Consider the following 20,556-nt stretch of genomic DNA (forward strand, 5'->3'; position numbering starts at 1 on the left):
GATTCTATGTATTTATATACTATGATGATAGTTGATATATATGGACATTTTTAGGAGGATAACATGAATAGACCACATAAACCAAAACCGAAAATCCACCTTCGCTCCTCGATCTTTATCCTAATGATATCCTTAATAATTGTACTACTTACGGATAGCGTATTCTACTATTATACGAAGAGAATACTAACCTCTGAGCTTGAAACCAAGCTGCAGCTTATCGCCGATAACGTCGCCATCTCCATTAAACATTCCAAAACAGGTGAGAAATATGTTGAAACTCTAATCGGTCAAAATCTGCGTACAGCTTCCTTAGCAGCACAATACCGACTCGATCCTGACATTGAGAAAGTAACGAATGAAGAGCTTACCGTTCTCAGTAAGGAGTTAATGATCGATCATATTACACTAATGAAACGCAGCGGTGATGACATTATTGGCTACAAATCCTCTGAGCCCAAGGAAATTAATATGAGTACCAAAACCTGGAGCCGAGATTGGTTTCAAGCGTTCAATCAGCTTCTAGACACCAAAGAAACGAATGTACAAAGCGGCCAAGCGCTGCCTCATTATTGGTCAGGACCCATGAATACATCCATGACGAGTCCTCAGTTTGTTGACAAATGGGGCTACTATTACGATGGCCGCACGAATTATATTCTCGATCCCTACGTGCATGATACGTTCTTCCGAGATTATCAACGGGAAACGGGTGTGGATGCTGTTATTAATGAAATGATTCATGGCTATTCCAACAATGGCGCCAAAGAAATTGCCGTATACAATCCACCGATCTTCCTGAAGCAGCAGGAACAGTATAAAAAGGAAGGCTACACTTGGTTCACAGATCGGGAAATATTGTTCGGTTCCTATACGATGAAAGATAATCGGGATCAAGAGATGGTGCAAGCCGTCATGCAATCAAAGCAAACAAAGCAGCTTATCACCACGATCGACGGAAAAACTTATCTCAAAATGTTCATTCCGCTTCAACTGGATTCCCCTGTTGTTATCGGTTTGACAGCCGATTACGAAACCGTACAACAGTCAATTCAACAACAGCAAATGAACCTGCTCATTCTGATCGGATCAACCGCAGTAATCGCATTCATCCTAGTTATTCTGAGCATCCGCTTCATCAATCGGAATCGTGAAGCGACCGCGGAAAGCATCCAAGAAGTTTATGTGGATCATATCGGTTCACTGTTCCGTTCCATGAAAGAGCAGCGCCATGATTTCAATAATCATGTGGCTACGATACATTCTCTCGTTCATTTGAAAGAATATACGGAATTAGATCGTTACACCACCGAGATTATTGGTGAAACAACCGCTTTGAATGACATTATTCAAATTAACGTGCCCGCTTTATGCGCGATTGTACAATCTAAGGTTATACAGGCCGTCGAGCGCAAAATTACATTCATTCATGAAGTCGGTAATTTAAATCAGATCAACCTTGGAGCTGTCAAAGCGACAGATTTGGTTCGAATCATCAGCAATTTAATCGATAACGCGTTTGATGCTGTTACTGTTTCCAAAAACGCAGAGGACAAAGAAGTCCGTTTACTTGGCATTTTGGAAGGAAATGTACTTACATTCAAGGTCATCAATAACGGAGATCCAATCCCCAGCGATCGTCTAGAAAGTATATTCGAGCCTGGCTTCTCTACGAAACAAGAATCAGGCCTCCACGCCGGTTTAGGGTTGAGCATTGTCAAAAAACTAGTGGACAAGTATAACGGAACCGTTCATGTCAGCAGTTCAGAAGCCGAAACCTGCTTTACGATTTCAATTGTTGTATAATTGAAATTACACGAACAATATCTATTTGACATCATTTAATGTTCGTATTATGATAGTCAAGGCAGTTAGTAATAGCCACATACGTATAAATCGTTCGTATATCCTTGAGGATTGGCTTAAGGGTCTCTAGAGGGAGCCATAACTTCCTAGCTACGACGGGTACTTGCTTTCGCATACCCGTGTGGCTGGGTTTTTTTGTGTCCAAAAAGAATGATCCAGAGGAGATTGCAATGAAAACATATGATTTTATCGTTGTTGGTGCAGGACCTGCCGGTATTTTCGCCTGTTATGAAATGACACTGCTTCACCCTAACGCTAAAGTATTGCTCGTAGACAAAGGCCATGATATTTACCATCGCAGTTGTCCGATCCTGGAAAGTAAAATCAAACTGTGTCCTCCCCCAGCAGGCAAAAAGGACTTCTCAGGCTGTCTTCCTGCCTGTTCCATCACAGCTGGCTTCGGAGGCGCCGGCGCTTATAGCGACGGCAAATTCAACATCACCACCGAATTCGGCGGCTGGATGACGGATTATTTGGCACCAACCAAAGTGATCGATCTGATTCGTTATGTGGATGGCATTAATCTACAGCATGGTGCAACCGAGAATATTACGGATCCTACGACAGAGGCCGTAAAAGATATAGAACAGCGCTCCTATGCGGCAGGCTTAAAGCTGCTTCGCGCTCAGGTTAGACACCTGGGAACCGAGCAAAACTTGATGATTTTGAAATCCATCTATGAACATTTGAAAACACGTATTGATATGCAGTTCAAAGCTGAAGTTGAAGATATCCTAACTTTCAAACGGGAAGACAAGCATGTCATCCAAGGTATTCGTATGAAGGATGGCACTGAAATTCATAGTAAACAAGTGATGTTAGCTCCAGGTAGAGACGGTTCTGCATGGTTAACCCAAGTACTTAAAAAGCGCCGACTTAAAATGTATAACAATCAAGTCGACGTAGGTGTCCGCGTAGAAACGTCGGATGTCGTTATGCGCGAGATCAACGAGCATCTTTATGAAGGTAAGTTCATTTATAATACATCGGTGGGTACACGAGTACGTACATTTTGCAGCAATCCATCCGGTCATGTTGTGGTCGAGAATCACAGCGGCGTCATGGCAGCGAACGGCCACTCTTACAAGGATCCAGCCCTAGGTTCCAGTAATACGAACTTCGCCCTGCTCGTTTCTCATAAATTCACTGAGCCTTTCGATAAGCCGAATGAATATGCGCGGGAAATATGTAAACATGCGAATGACTTATCCAGCGGCGGTGTTATCGTGCAGAAATTTGGAGACATCATGCGCGGACGCAGGTCAACGGCTGATCGGATTCGCGAAGGCTTCCTTGAGCCGACATTATCAGAAGCTGTTCCTGGTGATCTAGGACTTGTTCTTCCTTACAATACAATGAAAAGTCTAATTGAAATGATTCAAGCGCTTGAGAAGGTAACGCCAGGCATCGCTTCTGAGCATACGCTTTTCTATGGTGTTGAAGCGAAATTCTATTCCGCTCGACCTAAACTTAGTGCAAGTTTCGAAACCGAGATACAAGGCTTGTTCTGCGGCGGTGACGGGGCAGGAATTACAAGAGGCTTGGCCCAAGCTGGGGCTGCAGGTGTCTGGGTAGCACGCAACGTAGTCGTCTAATTATTTCCGGGGAAATACGATTTCTTTCGTCAAAATCTGCAGTTATCCATTGTACCTAACTCATTAGAGTTTGGTACAATGATATTTTTACGTTTAAAACTACTTTAAATCTCTTTTAAAATATGGTAAGATGAAAACGTTCTCAATGTAAGCGTTATCATTTTAAAAGGGGGATTACAAAATGAATGTAGCGCTCGAAACTAGAAACACCTATGAAGATTTCACACTGGAGAAGGATATTATGTACTTCCGTGTCGGAGAACATGGGCTCGTCTCTTTCCATGGGAAAAACTATCACATTAAAAAACGCATGACCACTGAGCAAATTCAAGAAATTACTACAAATAGCTCCTTTTTCAAGGTCAATACGGATTGCTATGTGAATACAAGGAAAATTCTACAGATTCAGGATGGCAAAGTATTTTTCGAAATCAAGGGTGCTGATTCCAAATTCGCATCGATTACGAAGCTTCGCCAATTCCGACTGAAAGAAATCGTGCAGCAGCACAAAACGGAAGCAGCTGCAGGTGAATCAGCAAAATAAAGAAACCTTCCTTAAAGCGCAGCATTATAATAAACTACAGCGGCCGCGAGGTTATACAGAAAAGGAGCTAACGAGAATCCTCGCTAGCTCCTTTTTGGTCGAATCCTATGAAATTTTTGCGAGTGTTTCTTGTTGATGCTCACGGATAAGAAAGCGTATGTAGTCGACTGTTGTATCTTTCACCTTTTTGGCTTCTTCCAAAGTCGCGAAGCTGTACTCAGCATGATCTGTGCTTTCGTACTTCTTCAGCTCTTCATAGTTCATTCCAAGTGTGGAGAAGTTATAAACCAGTTCGTAGGGTGTCTTAATATCCACATTTTTCACGAAAATATCTTTGGAAAAGAATGAGCCTTGTTTCTCCACTTTAAAAATCACACGAAACGGCTTGTCTTTATCCGACACAAAGCACTTGATAACAACGTCGATTTCCATCGTTTTATAATCCACAGCGTTCGTAGGTTCCTGCTTTGGTGTATGCATCCATTTTTTCAAAAAACCCAGCACAAGATTCCCTCCCCAATAACGACATGAATATAACTCATATTGTAGCGGATACACCAACAATTGACAATCCAAAAAATGGTTATTTTTGCAATAAAAAATAACATATCCTCTTTTTTTATGACGCAGTGCCTATCTCCCCTAGTGATTTTCCAGGAGATTTCTTCCTATAATTCCAAATAATAATCAGACAAAGCACACCAGTTAACACTCCGCAACAGACGAAAGCCCCATTTGCACCATATCGATCTGCAACAAAACCAGCAAAAATACTTCCTATCGGCGTGGAGCCCGCAAATACAAGTGAATACACACTCATTACGCGCGCGCGATACTCTTCTTTGGCATGCATCTGAAGGGAAGAATTACTATTTGTTGCAAATATGATGTTGAAAAATCCAGTTAAAGCTAACAATCCGCCACAGACCCAAACGGAGGTACTTAGTCCATTTAAGACCAAACAAACCGCAACCACTAAGCTAGCTACAATACTTAATTTCAGCATTGGCCCTTGCTTACTGCGAAATGACATCGTAAGAGCCCCCCCGAAAGAACCCACACCCAGACATGACATTAACGTGCCATACGTTGTCTCTCCCATGTGCAGCACACTTTTAGTAAAAACCGGAATGAGTACATTAAAGTTAAAAGCGAGGGTGCCGATCACCGTTACGAGAAGCACAGTCTGTGCTAGTAAAGGATCCCTCGCAATATAGACAATTCCATCTTTAATTTCCTTCATTATTCCATCGCGTGAGTTCTTCTTCCTAACATAAGGTGCTGCTTGAATATGAAACAATCCATACAGAACAGCTAGGAAGCTAACCCCATTGAGCAAGAAACACCAACCAGCACCCAGCCAAGCCATCATCACCGCACCAATCGCAGGACCAACGATTCTTGCCATGTTAAATGTCGTTGAATTAAGAGCTATGGCATTCATAAGATCTTCTTTTCCCACAATTTCTATATTAAAAGACTGTCTTGTTGGCATATCGAGCGTGTTATTAAGTCCAAGCAGCAGCGCTAGCACAATAATGTAGCTGTACTTTACCGTATCCGTCAAGACGAGTATAGCTAACGTAAAGGCTAGAATCATCGCGACCGTTTGGGTAACAAGCAAGATGTTCTTCTTTGGAAACTTATCGACAATAATGCCTGCAAACAAGGAAAATAAAAGGATGGGGAGGAACTGACATGCCGCAACAATGCCAAGCTTAAGAGGCGAGCCAGTGATCGTCAGAACGAGCCAAGACTGCCCAATATTTTGCATCCAGGTTCCAATGAGCGATACACACTGACCTAACCAAAGATACCGATAATTACGATGCGTTAAAGCATGAAAATGCTTATCAACAAACAGTGAACCTGCAAGTTTCATATTCATGGCTTCACCTGCTCCTCTGCGAAACGGGACGCATTATCTCCCATTCTCTCCAAAATCGTCAAAGCCAGTTGCTTCTCCTCATCCGTTAAACCATACGTAAGACGTTCTCGCCAATCTGTTAGCACCTTCCGCACATCCCCCTTAATCAGCAGCGCCTTTTCCGTTAGATGAACTTCGTTGCATCTCTTATCTTTTTTACTGACCGTGCGGGTTATGTAGCCTTGCTCTTCTAACTTTTTAAGCGCTTTTGCTGTCGTACCTTTATCAATCTTCAAATAATCCGCCAACTCTTCTTGCGTAAGACCATCTTCTTTATACAGCGCGTTGATGAAAATATGCTGCCCTCTGCCGATGTCGTATTTCTTCAAATGCTCACCAATATACATCTGCCCGTAACGGTAAATGAGTGAGACCCACCTTGGTATCGAATTTCTATTTTCGATCATAAAAACATGTCTCCTTCGTTTGAGCTGTAGTAATCTTCCGAATCGTTGCACTTGATACTGTTTTATCATACGCCCGATTAGTTGCATGTGCAACTAATTTTCTTGCCTAATTTATGACCAAGGATAAGAGCGATATTACGGGCAAGAGCAAGGGCAAGACCTAACACCTAACACCTAACACCTAACACCTACACCTAACACCTACACCTACACCTACACCTACAAAAATACAGCCTACTTCCCTGCGGCTGCTTACTAAATTTGCTGCTATATCAGTGAGTTTTAGATGGAGTAGGAACTTCTGTGGCATTAAGCATGTTTTTCATCGTTAACAAGACTTGAATTCATTTTTTCATGCATTTAACGATGAAAAACATCGTCTCAGACCATCTCTTTGGTCAAAAGATGTAAAACCGCCATCTTTAAGGATGTTTTTCATCACTATGAGGGCAAAATTGGTCTTCTACCTCACTGTAGCGATGAAAATCATCGCTACAGTGAGGTAGAGAAGTCCCGCTCCTGGCCGTTCAGCAATCCCTAAAGCTTAGGGCAGTATTAAGGAAGGAGAAGTGAAGTGAAGTGAAGTGAAGTGAAGTGAAGTGAAGTGAAGTGAAGTGAAGTGAAGTAAGGAATGAAGCAAACAAGAATAACTCGGAAAACGAGCCTATTCTACCGTTGACTGAGATAGGCTCGTTTTCCGAACCTATCGTATGCGAAAACCCTAGCAAAGCAGGAATTGGCCACCTGCCTAACAAGACAAAAAAAAAGCGAACACCCAACAGCCTACGCTGCGTGGGTGTTTGCTCTTTATGTCCTAAAGAAACTTAATGCAAACCGGTCGCGATACCGCTACCGTTTGCCCTGTTTCACGCAGCATTCCAGTTTCCGCATCGATGCGGAATACTGTAATGCTGTTCGAGTCCTGGTTCGCCGCGAGGAGGAACTCCCCCTGCGGCGACAGGGCAAAGTTCCGCGGCGTCCGCCCGAGCGTCGCCTGCCAACCCACGACCGACAGCGTGCCGTTTTGTCGGTCAACTTCATAAACCGCGATACTATCGTGTCCGCGGTTAGATGCATACACATAGCGGCCATCCTCAGAGAGATGGATGTCCGCGCATGTGCTCTCGCCGCTGAAGCCTTCCGGCAGCGTCGAAATGCTCTGGAGCGCGGTCAGAACTCCCGCGTCGGCCTCATAGCCCAGCACGGTAACCGTGCTGTCCAGCTCATTGATCGCGTACACGTACCGACTGTCCGCGCTATAAACCAAATGCCGCGGGCCTGCGCCCGGCTTCATCGCCGCATCGCCATGCGGCAGAAGCAAGCCGCTCTCCGCGTCGATGCTGCTAACCACCAGCCGATCAAGGCCCAGATCGGCTGAAATCGCATACCGATTGTTCGGTGCCGGAACAATCGAGTGCGCATGCGGAGCCTCTTGGCGATCCGCACGCGGCCCCAATGGGCCTTCATGCTTCACCAACTGCGCATGCTCGCCAAGCCGCCCGTCCGTTTCTACCGGATAAACGGTCACACTGCCGCTTGAGTAATTCGCTACATACACCGTTCGGTTAGTCTGGTCCAAGCTGATATAACAAGGAGCAGCTCCGTCCGTAGGCTGCTGGTTCAACTTCTTCAGCCTCCCGGTGCCGGTTTCTATCGCATAAGCTGCCGCGGAGCCTCCGAAACGACCATTATACGTTTCGGTCTCGCTCACCGCATACAACAGCGTCCGTGCCTCATTCATAGCAAGGAAGGAGGCATTGGGCAGATCCGTATACGATTCCACCAACCTCATTTCTCCGCTCAGAGGATTGAACGCATATAATGAAATCCCTTTTGCATTGCGCTCATCTGTATAGGAACCGACATAGACAAACAATTCTTTCTGTTCTCCTACTGACATTGGCAACCAGCCTCCACGATAGCGATTTCTACTATAAATTGTGTCACTTCTATTGTACTCATTTCTTACTTGATCTCATAAATCCAGCTTTACTATCTCTTATTTAATCTCATAAATCCCGCATTACTTTTCTCATTAACCTGCTCTCCTATTTCCCTACTTAATCTCATAATCCTGCTTTCTTGACTTTGCTACCCACCCGCACCTTACGCCAAACCGCAGTGACCACCATAGCAATCACCGCCCCATACAAAGCAAGCTCCATATCGTGGTGCGTATCCCAGGGATCACCTTGTGTTCCGAGGAACAATGTTCCAATTTCAGGGGCTACAAGCAGGGCCACCCACATTTCAATAAGCTCATAAAAAGCCCCCATTGCCAACACGATGACACAGGTAATCACATAAAGCCATTTACTGCCTAGACGCGTCCATGCACTCATCGCTTCCCGAATCGGATAGGCAAGGAGCAGTCCAAAGCTAAAATGCACCAAACGGTCATAATGATCACGTTCCGTATGAAGAATTAGCTTCAACCAAACATCCACCCAATTCTCGTTATACGAATAATGAGCCCCAAACGTATGCAGCAACAGGAACAAAGCAATCCATGCATAAGACAGATTTGTAAATGAAAAAAACTTATACGTACTTACAAGTCCAATTAGCGCTGCCCATATCAGCAGATTTTCCAGAACCCAGTCATACCTGCTGTAAGGCTCCACCGCCAGCCAAATCCATATCCCTACATACAGAACGATCATCATTTGCAAAAACCAATTTTTAGTGAATGAAATGGTTTGCATGGCTTAGTCCCCCTTGTTATTTCTATAAACTCAGGTTACCTCGCCACTATCTTTTCCAAAAGTACTAACTTCAACTAGTACCTTTTTAAGACGTATTGAACAAGTCATACTTCACTTCAGAGAAGTTATGAATCATTTGCTCCTCCGCAGTTATGTTTCCAGTTCTTTTATCAACAACCTTGCGCCAAATTTCATTTTCACGATAGTTCCGGCCCTCTTTCTCAAGAAAACGGTGGTTTCTCTCCTCGATATGATAGGCATGCGGTAAAAGCACGTCACAATGTACAGAGCCTTTCAAATGCTCATCCGTCAGCCACAACCGGAACTGGAAAGTATGCTGGGTAGCATTATAAATACGCAGGTCGATATAATTGTAAAATACACTCGCTCCGCTCCCAAAAGGCAGAACCCGATGATCATCCGGAAATGGATCAAAGCTGTGGTGATGCCGCTCCACGACTTGAAGAGGGGTATGCAAAGCCATCCAAAATAGCAAATTGCCCAACTGGCATATCCCGCCTCCAACACCACGCTTCACACCGCCTTGCGATAACAGCAGGCCTTCGATGTAGCCTTTAGCCGACGTTGTTTTCCCAACTAATTTCCAGAAGGAAAAGGTTTCACCCGGTCGAATCACAATGCCATCCATACGTCCAACGCTGATCCGAAGATTTGTAATTTTGTTTTCTTGTAAAATAGGATCGGAAGAACCGAGCTTTCTTCGCAGTAAGGATTGGTGCTTTTTGCAAGTATAGGGAAGCGAATGGACAACTCTATGCTTAGCGTATGTAATGGATGGATTCAAATTCTTGAAGTGCCGTTTAAGTCTTAACTGGGCAATTCGCAAGCGATAAAGCACGGGAAACAAGCTTAGTAACTTTTGCTTCATCCCATTCACCTTCCTTTTTCAACCAAAAATAGGTTCATCCTGCGAGCTAATAAATCTCTAATTAAGATGTTCCATCCATCGATTTGGTTCAATGACTTAAACGAGGAGAGACTTTGGTCTACGACCAAAGATCCCTATATTAGGTGTAATTTCCTAAGGACGAAGCTCGTAAAAGATCGGCGTTACCTCACTACCCTCATATACATGCAAAATATGGTTCTTATATTCCTTCATCTCAGATAACGTCGCGATCAAGAAAGCGTGAGGGGCAGTTCCTCTCTCTGTCTCTTTCTCTGTCTCTGTCCCAAATCCAGTCTCAGCCCTTGTCTCTTCCACTTTCTCTGCGTTTGTCCCCCCATCTCTCACCTGTTCCAAAGTAACATAAGCAAACCGCCCCCAAGGCGAAGCAGTAAGTCCAACTTGCGGATCAATCCAATAACGAATCTGAAGTCCGTAAAACCAAGCCATTTTCAAGGCCTGCTCGGCAAAAGCGCCAGTTCCATAAAGATGAAAGGCACTTATGCCATCATCTTTCACCCTTTGGATCGTCTCAAACAGCATCACCTGGCTGCCGAACCCATCTTGAAGCCGCAAATAGTATGTATATAAATAATACGGAAATCGTCTAGTCACAAGGCCCTGCGGCCAATTCGCATTCAAAATCGACGGCCCATAGTTACAGGAATTCATAAATGCTTCCGGCCCCTGCGCGAACCATTCCTCGGCCACATCTTCACAAATCGGTGCAATGTACTCGGTACAGAAATTGTCCTGATGCGTTAAATCCCCCAGCAACCGTGCTTCTTCGGGTCTCGGCATATCGAGAACACGGTGCAGCGGCTTGCTCCACTCCACAGGCTGTAAGGAAGCGCGCTGCAATCGCCCCACTTTCTGCTGCAGCAGATAGGCATAATAACCTTGGAACGCCAAAGCACCTTCTTGGCATGCCCGTTTCATCGCATACTCTTCGTCAGTACGTTTCAACTCTGCCGTAATCGGCCTGATATGACCGAGCTCACCTTCAGCATAACGCAGCGTCGAACCGAAATCGCCCATCATGAGCTCCTCCAAAAAAGCCGGCGTCCTTGCGATGCGTTTCCCCTCATCACTTCCCCCGCTACCCGAACGCAGCATACTACGGATATCCATACCGCGCATGCTCAGCTCATCCAGCCGATTAGCGCCAACAGCAAGCAAATGCGTCATCTGCGGCTTATGTCCCGCTAGACTCACGATTTTTTCCAGTGATTTCTGAATCGTTCCATGGAAGCCAATATCGACCGTTACCAACCGTTCAGGCGAACCAAATTCTTGCTTCAAATAACTTACAAAAAGCTGCCTATGCCGATGCACAGACGCCATAATCTTAGTTTGTATAGGTGTACTTCGTAGAAAACCCGCAACTTGATCGTAGATTGAGCTTCCATTTTCGCCTACCCTATACTTGCAATTTTCAATTCTTTCCTGCAAAAACGCTTTAAAATGAACGCCTTCCTCACTGATATCGAGCACCTCGAATAGCTCGCCTATTTTCAAACCGTGAATGCCGAGCAAAAACGCTAGCTCATCATCACCAAAGCTCTCCAGTCCTGCCAAAAAAGTAGCTTGTCTGGAAACATAGATCGGCTTAATCTCGAGGTCAACACCTCGAATACGCGCAGCATTTTCAAGCATCGGAGCTAACAAATAAGCTTCTCTCATTAAAGGATGTACAGTCTGGATGCCCTCATCCACGCATTGATCAATGACCCATTCACACAGGGCTTGCAAGAACGGTCCTATTACACGGGTACCCATCCTATAAAAAAAACGTTCAAGCTCCCCCATTCCAACCGTCATATCCGAGGTTTCAGCTAACTTCCGCAGGGATTTCCATTCCGGCAGTACATGTCCATGTCTAACATATTCCCAGTGATGCAAGCTCTCGAAATGCTCAGGAATGACATTGTAGTGAATGCTCCTTATTTCTTCTTTGGAGGCACCTTCTACATCTGCGGCTATATTGTCGCCAATATGTACAATAGCGTGACTTGCGATCTTAGGGTAAAGTTCCTTCAACCGGGCGAATAAATGCCCCGATGACTTCCCTTCATGCTCCTCCGAAGAAACGAGCAGCGTATCCACACTTGATAAATCTAGACCTGCTGATGCAAGAATCCAACGCAGCTGCGCTGAGGATAAATACATATCCGATAACAGCGCTACCGGAATCTGTTTGCTTTTACAAGCAGCTAACAATGACGCCACATGCGGGTTCACATAGCAAACTTCCGCCTCTATTTGGACTTCTATCTGAGCCATCTTATCCGTGTTGCAGATTCCTTCCGGCATCTCAGCATAAATGAGTTCCAAAGTGACCTCGCCAAATCCCGTTGCGGCAGCTTGCCTATGACGAGCTTTGTTCTCAGCACGAATCCGCATCTCTTTGAAAACAGCTGGCGTTATGGATGCCTTCAGGCAGCCAATACGGTGAGCTTTTTCTGCAACCAGAACAAAAACATCAGAAGGATTCGCACATGTACGAAATAATAGCGTATCGAAAATATCCAAACTGAGCAGCTCAATCGCGTCGATTTCGCCAATCAAACCGCTTAGAAAACGATCCTTTTTCCATAAATGAAGATCGGTAAAGCTTATACTTGTATGCGGTACTTCTAGCATTAGGAACCTCCCTAATTATTCTTTGTAACTTATATTTGAGAAGTACACCGAAATTGAGGTAAGCTTAAACTACCATAATTCGGAGGTGCGCTTTTTCATGTCATTTCAGCCATTAGTGTCCATTATTATCCCCACGTATAATCGCCAAATTGAACTCGCTGAGCTTGCAGAATCATTATACCGCCAAACGTACAAAAACCTGCAAATCATCATCGTTAACGATTGCGGCCCCTCCGTCGATTTCATTCAGGAATTATACCCCGAACTGGCTATTCAGATCATCAATATGCCGCAAAACTTGAAGCATGTTCATGCGCGCAACCGCGGATTGCAAGAGGTGAAAGGCGATTACATCATGCTTTGTGATGACGACGATCTGCTGCTTCCGATCCATATCGAGCGCATGCTGCAAGAAATTGAAGGCTATGACCTCGTCTATCCAGATGTAGAAATTTTCGATTATGTTTATGAAAATAACGCCCGTTCCATCACAGATCGGTTCGTTTTTGCTTATGAATTCGATGTGCCTGCGATGCGCAGGTTTTCGACCTTCTTTTCTTCCGGCTGTATATTTCGACCCGATGTTATCAATGCTCTTGGCTCTTTTGACACGGACGTATTTCATTATTGGGACTGGGATTTCTTCTTACGGGCAGCCGAACAATTCCGCGTGAAACGTGCGCCAATAGCTAGCGTACTCTATGCATTTTCGCAGCAAGGCAGCAGCAATATGTCGGGTCAATTAGACAATATGCGCCCCTTTTTGGACATGCTCTCAGCCAAGCATCAACTAGGTGAATTGCCAACGAAAAATTTCTTCCTCCTGCTGGAAGAACCGGAAGTAAAAGCGCGCCAAGCAGTGACCGAAATCATTTGGGACGGGAAACCGATTCGTTCTCGTTTATCCAAATAAGCTTTTGGCATAAAAGCTTCGAAACTCGCTTGGCGTCATTCCTTCATGCTCCTGAAACCGCTGGTTGAAATAACTCGCGCTGGCATAACCTGACTCCTTGGCGATGTCTTTGATCGGCCAGTTTTCCTTTTCAATTAATCGCTGCTTAGCAAATTGAATGCGGCAAAGTGTAATGAAGGAGAGCGGTGTCATCGACATGGCTTTACGAAACAATTTACAGAAATAGTATGTGCTTACGCCTGTGAGCTCCGCCCATTCTTCCAAGATGAACGGTTCACAGGCTTTTTGCTGCATCAAGGGAAGTAAGGCGAGAATACGATCCACGGATTCCATCCCGCGATTTCCCGTTAAAGGCGCCGCATAGCTCATGAATTCGCACAATATCTTATACGTCAGCGTCGAGAGATTCGTTGTCCGAAGGATGCTATTCGTCTCCGCCTCCAGCAAAAGCTCATGATACGCTTCTTCAAGCTCATTCCAACGCTTTAACGTCCACAAGGTACGTAGAAATCCTCGTTCCAGCATAAACTCCTTGATATGATTTCCATAAAAATGAAACCATCGGACATCCCAAGGATCTTCCTTCGAGCTGTAGTATTTTTGTTCTTGGTACGGAAAATACAGAAAAGCATCCCCTTTTTGAATAGGATACTGTTCCCCCTCGATCTCGACGTACCCTTTACCTGAAACGATGAAATGCAAGCTAAATGTCTCGCACAACCCTTCGGGTCGATAGACAGAATGATTGGAGAGATCCTGGTACCAGCCAACAGATTCTGGAAAAATGAAATGAGAAGATTGCTGCAATCTTGGCAGCATGACATGCCTTTGCATCTTTACGCCTCCTCTTCTAAATGACAATATTCCGATACTGGGTGCAATATATTATCATATTCATTTTAAATAACTCGTTTTATAATAACAATATACCGTTATCAAATATTTTACAAAAGGAGAAGTGCTGTAATGACAAAGCTTCGTTGGGGGATTTTAGGTTGCGCCAATATAGCCATAAGGGCTTGTATTCCTGGTATCAAGCAGTCTCAAACTGGAATTGTAAGCGCTATTGCCAGCCGCAATTTACAGAAGTCACAGGAAACTGCGGCTAAGCTTGATATTCCTAAGGCTTATGGCAGTTATGAAGAATTGATCGAGGATCCAGAAATTGATGCCATATACATACCGCTTCCGAACCATCTGCACAAAGAGTGGACGATTCGTGCTGCTCAGGCAGGTAAGCATGTATTATGCGAAAAGCCAGCTTCTCTTACTTCAGATGATGTTCAAGAAATGGTTACGGCATGCGAGCAAGCAGGAGTGCTTTTTGCCGAAGCCTTCATGTATAGACACCACCCGCGGTACGAGCGAATCAAAGCTATTATGGACTCGGGTGAAATCGGTGATATTCGTGGAATTCATAGTGTTTTTACCTTCAGTAATCCGGGAGATAGCAAAAATGTTCGCTTCGTACGCGAATGGGGAGGCGGCGCGCTCTATGACGTAGGCTGTTATCCATTAAGTGCAGCTAGAATGCTGTTAGGCAGAGAACCTGAGGCTGTAACCACCCATGCTTTCTTCTCACCTGAGCATGATGATGTCGATATGATGATGTCCGGCTTAGTTGAATTTAGCGGTAATGTCGCGCTAACCTTTGACTGCGGGATGTGGGCTGCTTTCCGAAATAAGATTGAAGTGTTAGGCACACTGGGACGCATTGAAATCCCTTCGGCTTTTATAACGCCAACGGAAGAATCTGGCCACTTTAACGTATTTGTTGGAAATGACCAACGTGAAGAAGAGGTTCCGTTCCTGAACCAATATTCACTACAGGCAGACGATATGGCTTATGCTGCTTGGGGTGAGAAAGCACCTCGTTTCCCAGCGAGTGATGCCATTAACAACATGAAAGTGATTGATGCATGTCTGAAGTCAGCTAGAGAGCGCTCGCGAATTGTAATTAATCAATAATTATTCATACAAAGAAAGCAGGGATAATTTCTTATGAAGCACATTCAAATTAAAGGATTAGATAAACCCGTATCTAAACTGATCATGGGATCGGACTTTTTTAGACTAGACAATGGTCAAGAAGTCAGCGATATCCTTGGGCATTATTTATCTATTGGCGGAAATACAATTGACACTGCCTTCATCTATTGTGGCGGCCAGAGCGAGCAAGCGCTTGGGATTTGGCTGAATGAAATGGGCAATCGCGATGACATCAATATCTTTACCAAGGGTGCACACCATGATGCTAACGGGCCCCGAGTGAATCCGGAAGCGATTCGCAGTGACCTGTTCACAAGTCTTGAGAGACTGCGCACTGACTATATTGATCTCTATGCGCTTCATCGCGATGACCCGGCAACACCCGTCGGCGTTATCCTCGAAGCACTGAATGAACATGTGGAAGCTGGAAGAATCCGCGCCTTTGGCGGGTCCAACTGGACACATGAACGTCTGCAAGAAGCAGCTGATTATGCCGAGCAGCATGGTCTAATTGGCTTCAGGTTTAGCAGCCCTAACCTAAGCCTCGCCAAAGCGAACGAGCCATTCTGGGCCGGCTGCGTCTCAACCGATGAAGAGGCGCTGCGCTGGCACGAAGCCAAGCAGTTTCCGCTGCTGTCCTGGTCTTCGCAGGCACGCGGATTTTTCACTGGACGGTTCACACCGGAGAACCGCGAAAACGCCGACCTCGTCCGTGTCTTCTACAGCGACGAGAACTGGACGCGGCTGCGCCGCGCCGAACAGCTGGCGCAGGAAAAAGGCGTCAGCGCGATCCAAATCGCGCTCGCCTATGTGCTGAGCCAGCCGTTCCCGGCCTGCGCGCTCATTGGCCCGCGCAGCGAAGCCGAAATGCACTCATGCCGTGACGGCGCGCAGCTTGTGCTGACTCCGCAGGAGCTGGCATGGCTTGATCTGACCGCAGCTACGGTGTAGCAAGCTGCGCACCTTTGCGGCACCGCTTGTGGTGCCGCAAAGGGTGCCGCTTGTGGTGCCGCAAAGGGTGCCGCTTGTGTGCCGCAAAGGTGCCGCTTGAAGACCTCCCCCCGGCCTATTTTGGGCCGGGGGCTTCGTGTGTTTTGTATATGTACCCACATAATGGATATCAGCCTCTCTCTCTCCTCCAGACTCTCAAAACTACTCACTTTCCACTTCCGCCTACCCACTGTCAGCTACTTTAAAGCTATAAATCATCGCTACTTCAACAAATTTCGCACTCCCACTCTCTTTAGCGATGTAAATGCATCAATAAAGTGACACATGACAACCAAACTACTCACTTCCAGTATTTTAACGCTATAAATCATCGCTACCGCAGCAAATTTCGCACTCCCACTCACTTTAGCGATGTAAATCATCGCTAAAGTGACACATGACTCTGGGGTCTCTTATCTTGCAGATTGAGCACAAATTGAATAAAATCTGAGCAAATAAGAGCCTCTAGAGACTGCTATTTTTGCTTTTCTGGCACTTTCCACTCAAATAAGAGTCTCTAAAGACTCTTATCTAGAAAATTGAGCTCAAATTGAATAAAATTTGAACAAATAAGAGCCTCTAGAGACTGCTATTTTTGCTTTTCTGGCACTTTCCACTCAAATAAGAGTCTCTAAAGACTCTTATCTAGAAAATTGAGCTCGAATTGAATAAAATCTGAGCAAATAAGAGCCTCTAGAGACTGCTATTTTTGCTTTTCTAGCACTTTCCACTCAAATAAGAGTCTCCAGCAACCCCTATGTGGCGCATTTCGCTCCGCGCCTCCAATCTTCGAGGCCATCCGATGGACGGCTTATCCATTGAATGATAAGATATAAGTAAGCGTTATCTACAGGAAGAATAAGGATCTGCTTTTAGGAGGTACCATGGGAAAGACAGACATTCGCCGCGATGCGATTATGCAAGCTATTAAAGATAAAGGCTCCATTGCCTTGACTGATATCGTCAAGCAGTTTGCTGTATCGGAAGCAACGGCTAGACGGGATCTTGAGATACTCGAACAAGAAAAGCGCTGCATCCGCACCTTTGGAGGCGCCGTGCTTGAAAGCTTGAAGGTCGAAGTCCCTTTTTTCAACAAAATGGACCTCTACACGGATGAGAAGAAAGAAATCGCCGACAAGGCGCTGCGCTATATTGAAGATGGCGATATTATCGGTTTAACCGGTGGAACGACAACGACATTTATCGCTAAAAAGCTTAACCAATTCAAGAACCTTACCGTTATCACGAATGCGGTGAATATCGCCTATGAACTGATCGGAACGCCAGGGCTTCAGCTCATTCTAACGGGTGGAGTGATTCGCACCCAAACCTTCGAGCTATCGGGACCACTCGCCAATGCAACGTTAGAAAATCTCAGCATTCGCAAAACTTTCATGGGTGTGGACGGTGTCTCGCTATCCCGCGGTATGATGATTTATAATGAGCTGGAAGCCGAGACCAATCGGCGCATGATGAAGCAGTCTATGGAAACTTACCTCGTTGCCGATCATTCCAAGTTCAGCAGAAGCTCCCTGTTTGTGATAGGAGAAGTCCAAGAAACCATTGGGATTATAAGCGATTCAGCCATAACACCAGAAATGAAGCTTGCTTTCAAGGAAGCCGGAGCGCCATTTCTATAAAGAAATAAAAATGGAGCATCTCGGGTTCATTCCTCCCGTAATGCTCCGTTTCTCTTTTAACAGCAGCGATTAATTTTGCCGCTTTCATAACGTTCATGAAGGGAAAGCATGTAAAACTCCTTTTCCGTCAATGGTGTCTCATTGGGATGATGGTCCTGTTGATGCTTCATGTATCTTTCATAGTCCGGGATATTGAAAATGACCTTGATTGTGGTGCTGACCTTGTTTGTAAAGTTTGTTATTTTTTTCATGGCATCAGGCTCCAAATGTGGATTGTACAAAAGGCGCTTCATTCAAGTGAGGTTTCTGCTTTTGAATCAAGATATTGTACCAACCCCGTAAAGAGATGATGATCATTAGAATGACTACAATACCGAAGAAGATCGTCAGCGCTGCATCGATATAGTTATTCGTCACAATCTGATGCATGACATCCATATTCTTAGCAGGTGCGATGACTTGGCCTTTGTCAATTCCTGCTTGGTATTTCTTTGCTGCCGCTAAAAACCCGATACTTGCGTTACCGGAAAATGCTTTTTGAAAGCCGGCGGTCAATGTCGTCACGGAGAGGAACACAAAAGGAAGGATACCTACCCAAGCGTACCGGGCTTTGCCCATTTTAACCATAATCGTTACGGCTACAGCTAAGGCGATGGCAGCTAACATTTGATTCGCGATTCCAAATAAAGCCCATAAGGAATTGATACCTCCGAACGGATCAATCGCCCCTTGATACAAGAAGTATCCCCAAGCCGAGCAGACAAGCAGTGAAGCAATGAAATTGTATTTGAAATCTTTCGTTTGGCCAAATGGCTTGTAGAAGTTACCGATCAAATCCTGCAGCATAAAACGTCCAACGCGCGTTCCTGCATCCACAGCTGTTAAGATAAAGACCGCTTCAAATAATATAGCGAAATGGTACCAGAATGCTTTGGCTCCATTTAGGAACGTTGAAAAGATCTCAGCCATACCTACGGCAAGCGTTGGTGCCCCGCCTGTTCTCGAAAGGATCGTCTTTTCACCAATTGCTTTAGCCGTGCTTGTAATCTGATCGGGAGTCAACGTGAAGCCCCATGACGAGATTTTGGCCGCGACGGCAGCCGGATCTGTTCCAATCACAGCAGGTGAAGAGTTCATCGCGAAGTAAACGCCAGGCTCTAAGGAGCACGCAGCGATCAGTGCCATAACAGCGACGAAGGATTCTGCAGCCATACCGGCAAAACCGATAAAAGGGGCATGACTTTCTCTATCGATCATTTTCGGAGTCGTACCGGAAGAAATCAAAGAATGGAATCCAGAAACTGCGCCGCAAGCTATCGTAATGAATAAGAACGGGAATAAATTACCGGAAAATACAGGACCTGTTCCATCAATAAATTGGGTCACAGCCGGCATTTTTAGATCCGGTAAAAGGACCATGATGCCGCCAGCCAGTAAGATGATAACACCGATTTTCAGAAAAGAGCTCAAATAGTCACGCGGTGCAAGAAGGACCCAAACCGGCAAAATGGAAGCAATAAGGCCGTAGACGACCATTAAAATGGCGATTTGCGGAGCGGTGAAGGTAAACATTTGGGACAGCATTGGACTTTCCGCCACGTACTGTCCTGACCATAAAGCAATCATCAATAAAACGAAACCAATGATGGAGCCCTCGATCACTTTACCAGGTCGAATATAACGCATGTAAAAGCCCATGAATATGGCAATTGGCATGGTCATGGCAATCGTAAACAAGCCCCACGGCGATTCTGCTAGCGCTTTCACAACGACGAGTCCAAGAACAGCGACGATAATAATGAGGATCGCTAACGTTGCAATGGATGCTAACGTACCGCTGAATCGACCGACTTCGTCTTTGGCCATTTGACCCAGTGACTTTCCATCCCGACGCATGGATCCGACAAGGGTCACAAAGTCTTGTACGCAGCCAGCAAGAACGGCCCCGATAATAATCCAGAGAATGCTGGGTAAATACCCCATTTGCGCAGCTAAAATCGGACCAACTAGCGGTCCTGCTCCAGCGATGGCCGCGAAATGATGGCCAAAGAGAACATATTTATTCGTCGGGACGTAATCTTTGGAATCGTTATGAACATGTGCTGGGGTTGCCCGTTTGTCATTTAACTCGTAAATTTTCCTAGCAATGAACCGACTGTAAAAACGGTAACCAAAAGCATACGTACAGATCGCCGCAATGATTAACCAAACGGCCGAAATCTTCTCGCCACTCGAAAGCGCGAGCATAGCAAAACCTGCTGCACCTAATGCCGCAATCGCTCCCCATATCACATACGAAGTAAATTTGTTTTTCATTGCCATCACTCCTAGTAAGTGTTTTTTCTTCAATTGACTCTTGGTTGATAACGCTTACAAGGAGTATAGCTTGTTTGGTTTCCGAGCGAAACATCTGGAGCGCAACATGCCATA

General features: G+C 45.3%; 17 protein-coding genes and 1 riboswitch. Of the genes, 7 read left to right on the top strand and 10 right to left on the bottom strand.

From position 1 onward, the window contains the following. The first annotated feature begins 63 nt into the window (after positions 1-63). The 3 genes from AC58U0_RS12105 to AC58U0_RS12115 all read left to right on the top strand — a co-directional run bounded on the left by AC58U0_RS12105 (position 64) and on the right by AC58U0_RS12115 (position 4,005). A complete protein-coding gene (locus tag AC58U0_RS12105) occupies positions 64-1,806 on the top strand; it encodes a sensor histidine kinase (RefSeq protein WP_497379280.1) in 1,743 nt (580 codons plus the stop codon). Between the two features lie 74 nt (positions 1,807-1,880). Further along, positions 1,881-1,979: riboswitch (purine riboswitch) on the top strand. A gap of 57 nt (positions 1,980-2,036) precedes the next feature. Continuing rightward, positions 2,037-3,461 (top strand): NAD(P)/FAD-dependent oxidoreductase, encoded by a 1,425-nt coding sequence (locus AC58U0_RS12110; RefSeq protein ID WP_497379281.1) that lies wholly within the window; start codon positions 2,037-2,039, stop codon positions 3,459-3,461. Positions 3,462-3,642: 181 nt separating this feature from the next. Continuing rightward, positions 3,643-4,005, top strand: coding sequence for a LytTR family transcriptional regulator DNA-binding domain-containing protein (locus AC58U0_RS12115; RefSeq protein WP_497379282.1), 363 nt, complete (start codon positions 3,643-3,645; stop codon positions 4,003-4,005). Between the two features lie 105 nt (positions 4,006-4,110). On the opposite strand, the gene AC58U0_RS12120 is transcribed toward AC58U0_RS12115, so the two are convergent. From AC58U0_RS12120 to AC58U0_RS12150, 7 genes are all read right to left on the bottom strand, one after another. Then, a complete protein-coding gene (locus AC58U0_RS12120; protein ID WP_056836124.1) occupies positions 4,111-4,509 on the bottom strand; it encodes a hypothetical protein in 399 nt (132 codons plus the stop codon). A gap of 115 nt (positions 4,510-4,624) precedes the next feature. Then, the gene (locus tag AC58U0_RS12125; protein ID WP_497379283.1) at positions 4,625-5,893 is read right to left on the bottom strand and encodes an MFS transporter; all 1,269 of its coding nucleotides are present in this window, start codon (positions 5,891-5,893) and stop codon (positions 4,625-4,627) included. Next, entirely contained in the window at positions 5,890-6,339 is a 450-nt protein-coding gene (locus AC58U0_RS12130) for a MarR family winged helix-turn-helix transcriptional regulator (RefSeq protein ID WP_497379284.1), read from the bottom strand. The genes AC58U0_RS12125 and AC58U0_RS12130 overlap by 4 nt, the downstream gene beginning before the upstream one ends. 814 nt (positions 6,340-7,153) lie before the next feature. Continuing rightward, complete coding sequence (locus AC58U0_RS12135) at positions 7,154-8,239, bottom strand: lactonase family protein (RefSeq protein WP_497379285.1); 1,086 nt, start codon at positions 8,237-8,239, stop codon at positions 7,154-7,156. A 166-nt stretch (positions 8,240-8,405) separates the two neighbouring features. After that, positions 8,406-9,044 (bottom strand): DUF2238 domain-containing protein, encoded by a 639-nt coding sequence (locus AC58U0_RS12140; RefSeq protein ID WP_497379286.1) that lies wholly within the window; start codon positions 9,042-9,044, stop codon positions 8,406-8,408. Between the two features lie 85 nt (positions 9,045-9,129). Then, positions 9,130-9,933 (bottom strand): VanW family protein, encoded by an 804-nt coding sequence (locus AC58U0_RS12145; protein ID WP_497379287.1) that lies wholly within the window; start codon positions 9,931-9,933, stop codon positions 9,130-9,132. A 153-nt stretch (positions 9,934-10,086) separates the two neighbouring features. Then, entirely contained in the window at positions 10,087-12,594 is a 2,508-nt protein-coding gene (locus AC58U0_RS12150; RefSeq protein WP_497379288.1) for an HAD family hydrolase, read from the bottom strand. Positions 12,595-12,691: 97 nt separating this feature from the next. Between AC58U0_RS12150 and AC58U0_RS12155 the strand changes: the two genes are divergently transcribed. Then, a complete protein-coding gene (locus tag AC58U0_RS12155; protein ID WP_497379289.1) occupies positions 12,692-13,507 on the top strand; it encodes a glycosyltransferase family 2 protein in 816 nt (271 codons plus the stop codon). On the opposite strand, the gene AC58U0_RS12160 is transcribed toward AC58U0_RS12155, so the two are convergent. Beyond that, positions 13,496-14,341: a helix-turn-helix transcriptional regulator gene (locus AC58U0_RS12160; RefSeq protein WP_497379290.1), complete on the bottom strand. Its 846-nt coding sequence runs from the start codon at positions 14,339-14,341 to the stop codon at positions 13,496-13,498. The two genes, AC58U0_RS12155 and AC58U0_RS12160, sit on opposite strands and share 12 nt — an antisense overlap. 132 nt (positions 14,342-14,473) lie before the next feature. Between AC58U0_RS12160 and AC58U0_RS12165 the strand changes: the two genes are divergently transcribed. The 3 genes from AC58U0_RS12165 (at position 14,474) to AC58U0_RS12175 (ending at position 18,126) form a co-directional block, all read left to right on the top strand. Next, positions 14,474-15,475, top strand: a complete 1,002-nt coding sequence (locus AC58U0_RS12165) for a Gfo/Idh/MocA family protein (RefSeq protein ID WP_497379291.1) — start codon at positions 14,474-14,476, stop codon at positions 15,473-15,475. A gap of 33 nt (positions 15,476-15,508) precedes the next feature. Next, positions 15,509-16,447, top strand: a complete 939-nt coding sequence (locus tag AC58U0_RS12170) for an aldo/keto reductase (protein WP_497379292.1) — start codon at positions 15,509-15,511, stop codon at positions 16,445-16,447. Positions 16,448-17,370: 923 nt separating this feature from the next. Next, on the top strand, positions 17,371-18,126 hold the full coding sequence (locus AC58U0_RS12175; protein ID WP_057306057.1) for a DeoR/GlpR family DNA-binding transcription regulator: 756 nt from the start codon (positions 17,371-17,373) through the stop codon (positions 18,124-18,126). Positions 18,127-18,182: 56 nt separating this feature from the next. On the opposite strand, the gene AC58U0_RS12180 is transcribed toward AC58U0_RS12175, so the two are convergent. Continuing rightward, positions 18,183-18,377 carry a CstA-like transporter-associated (seleno)protein gene (locus tag AC58U0_RS12180; protein WP_497379293.1) on the bottom strand — a complete coding sequence of 65 codons (195 nt, stop codon included), beginning with the start codon at positions 18,375-18,377 and terminating at the stop codon, positions 18,183-18,185. Positions 18,378-18,381: 4 nt separating this feature from the next. Continuing rightward, positions 18,382-20,442 carry a carbon starvation CstA family protein gene (locus tag AC58U0_RS12185; RefSeq protein ID WP_497379294.1) on the bottom strand — a complete coding sequence of 687 codons (2,061 nt, stop codon included), beginning with the start codon at positions 20,440-20,442 and terminating at the stop codon, positions 18,382-18,384. Between the last annotated feature and the right edge of the window lie 114 nt (positions 20,443-20,556).

It is taken from the genome of Paenibacillus sp. J31P190 (assembly GCF_059692075.1).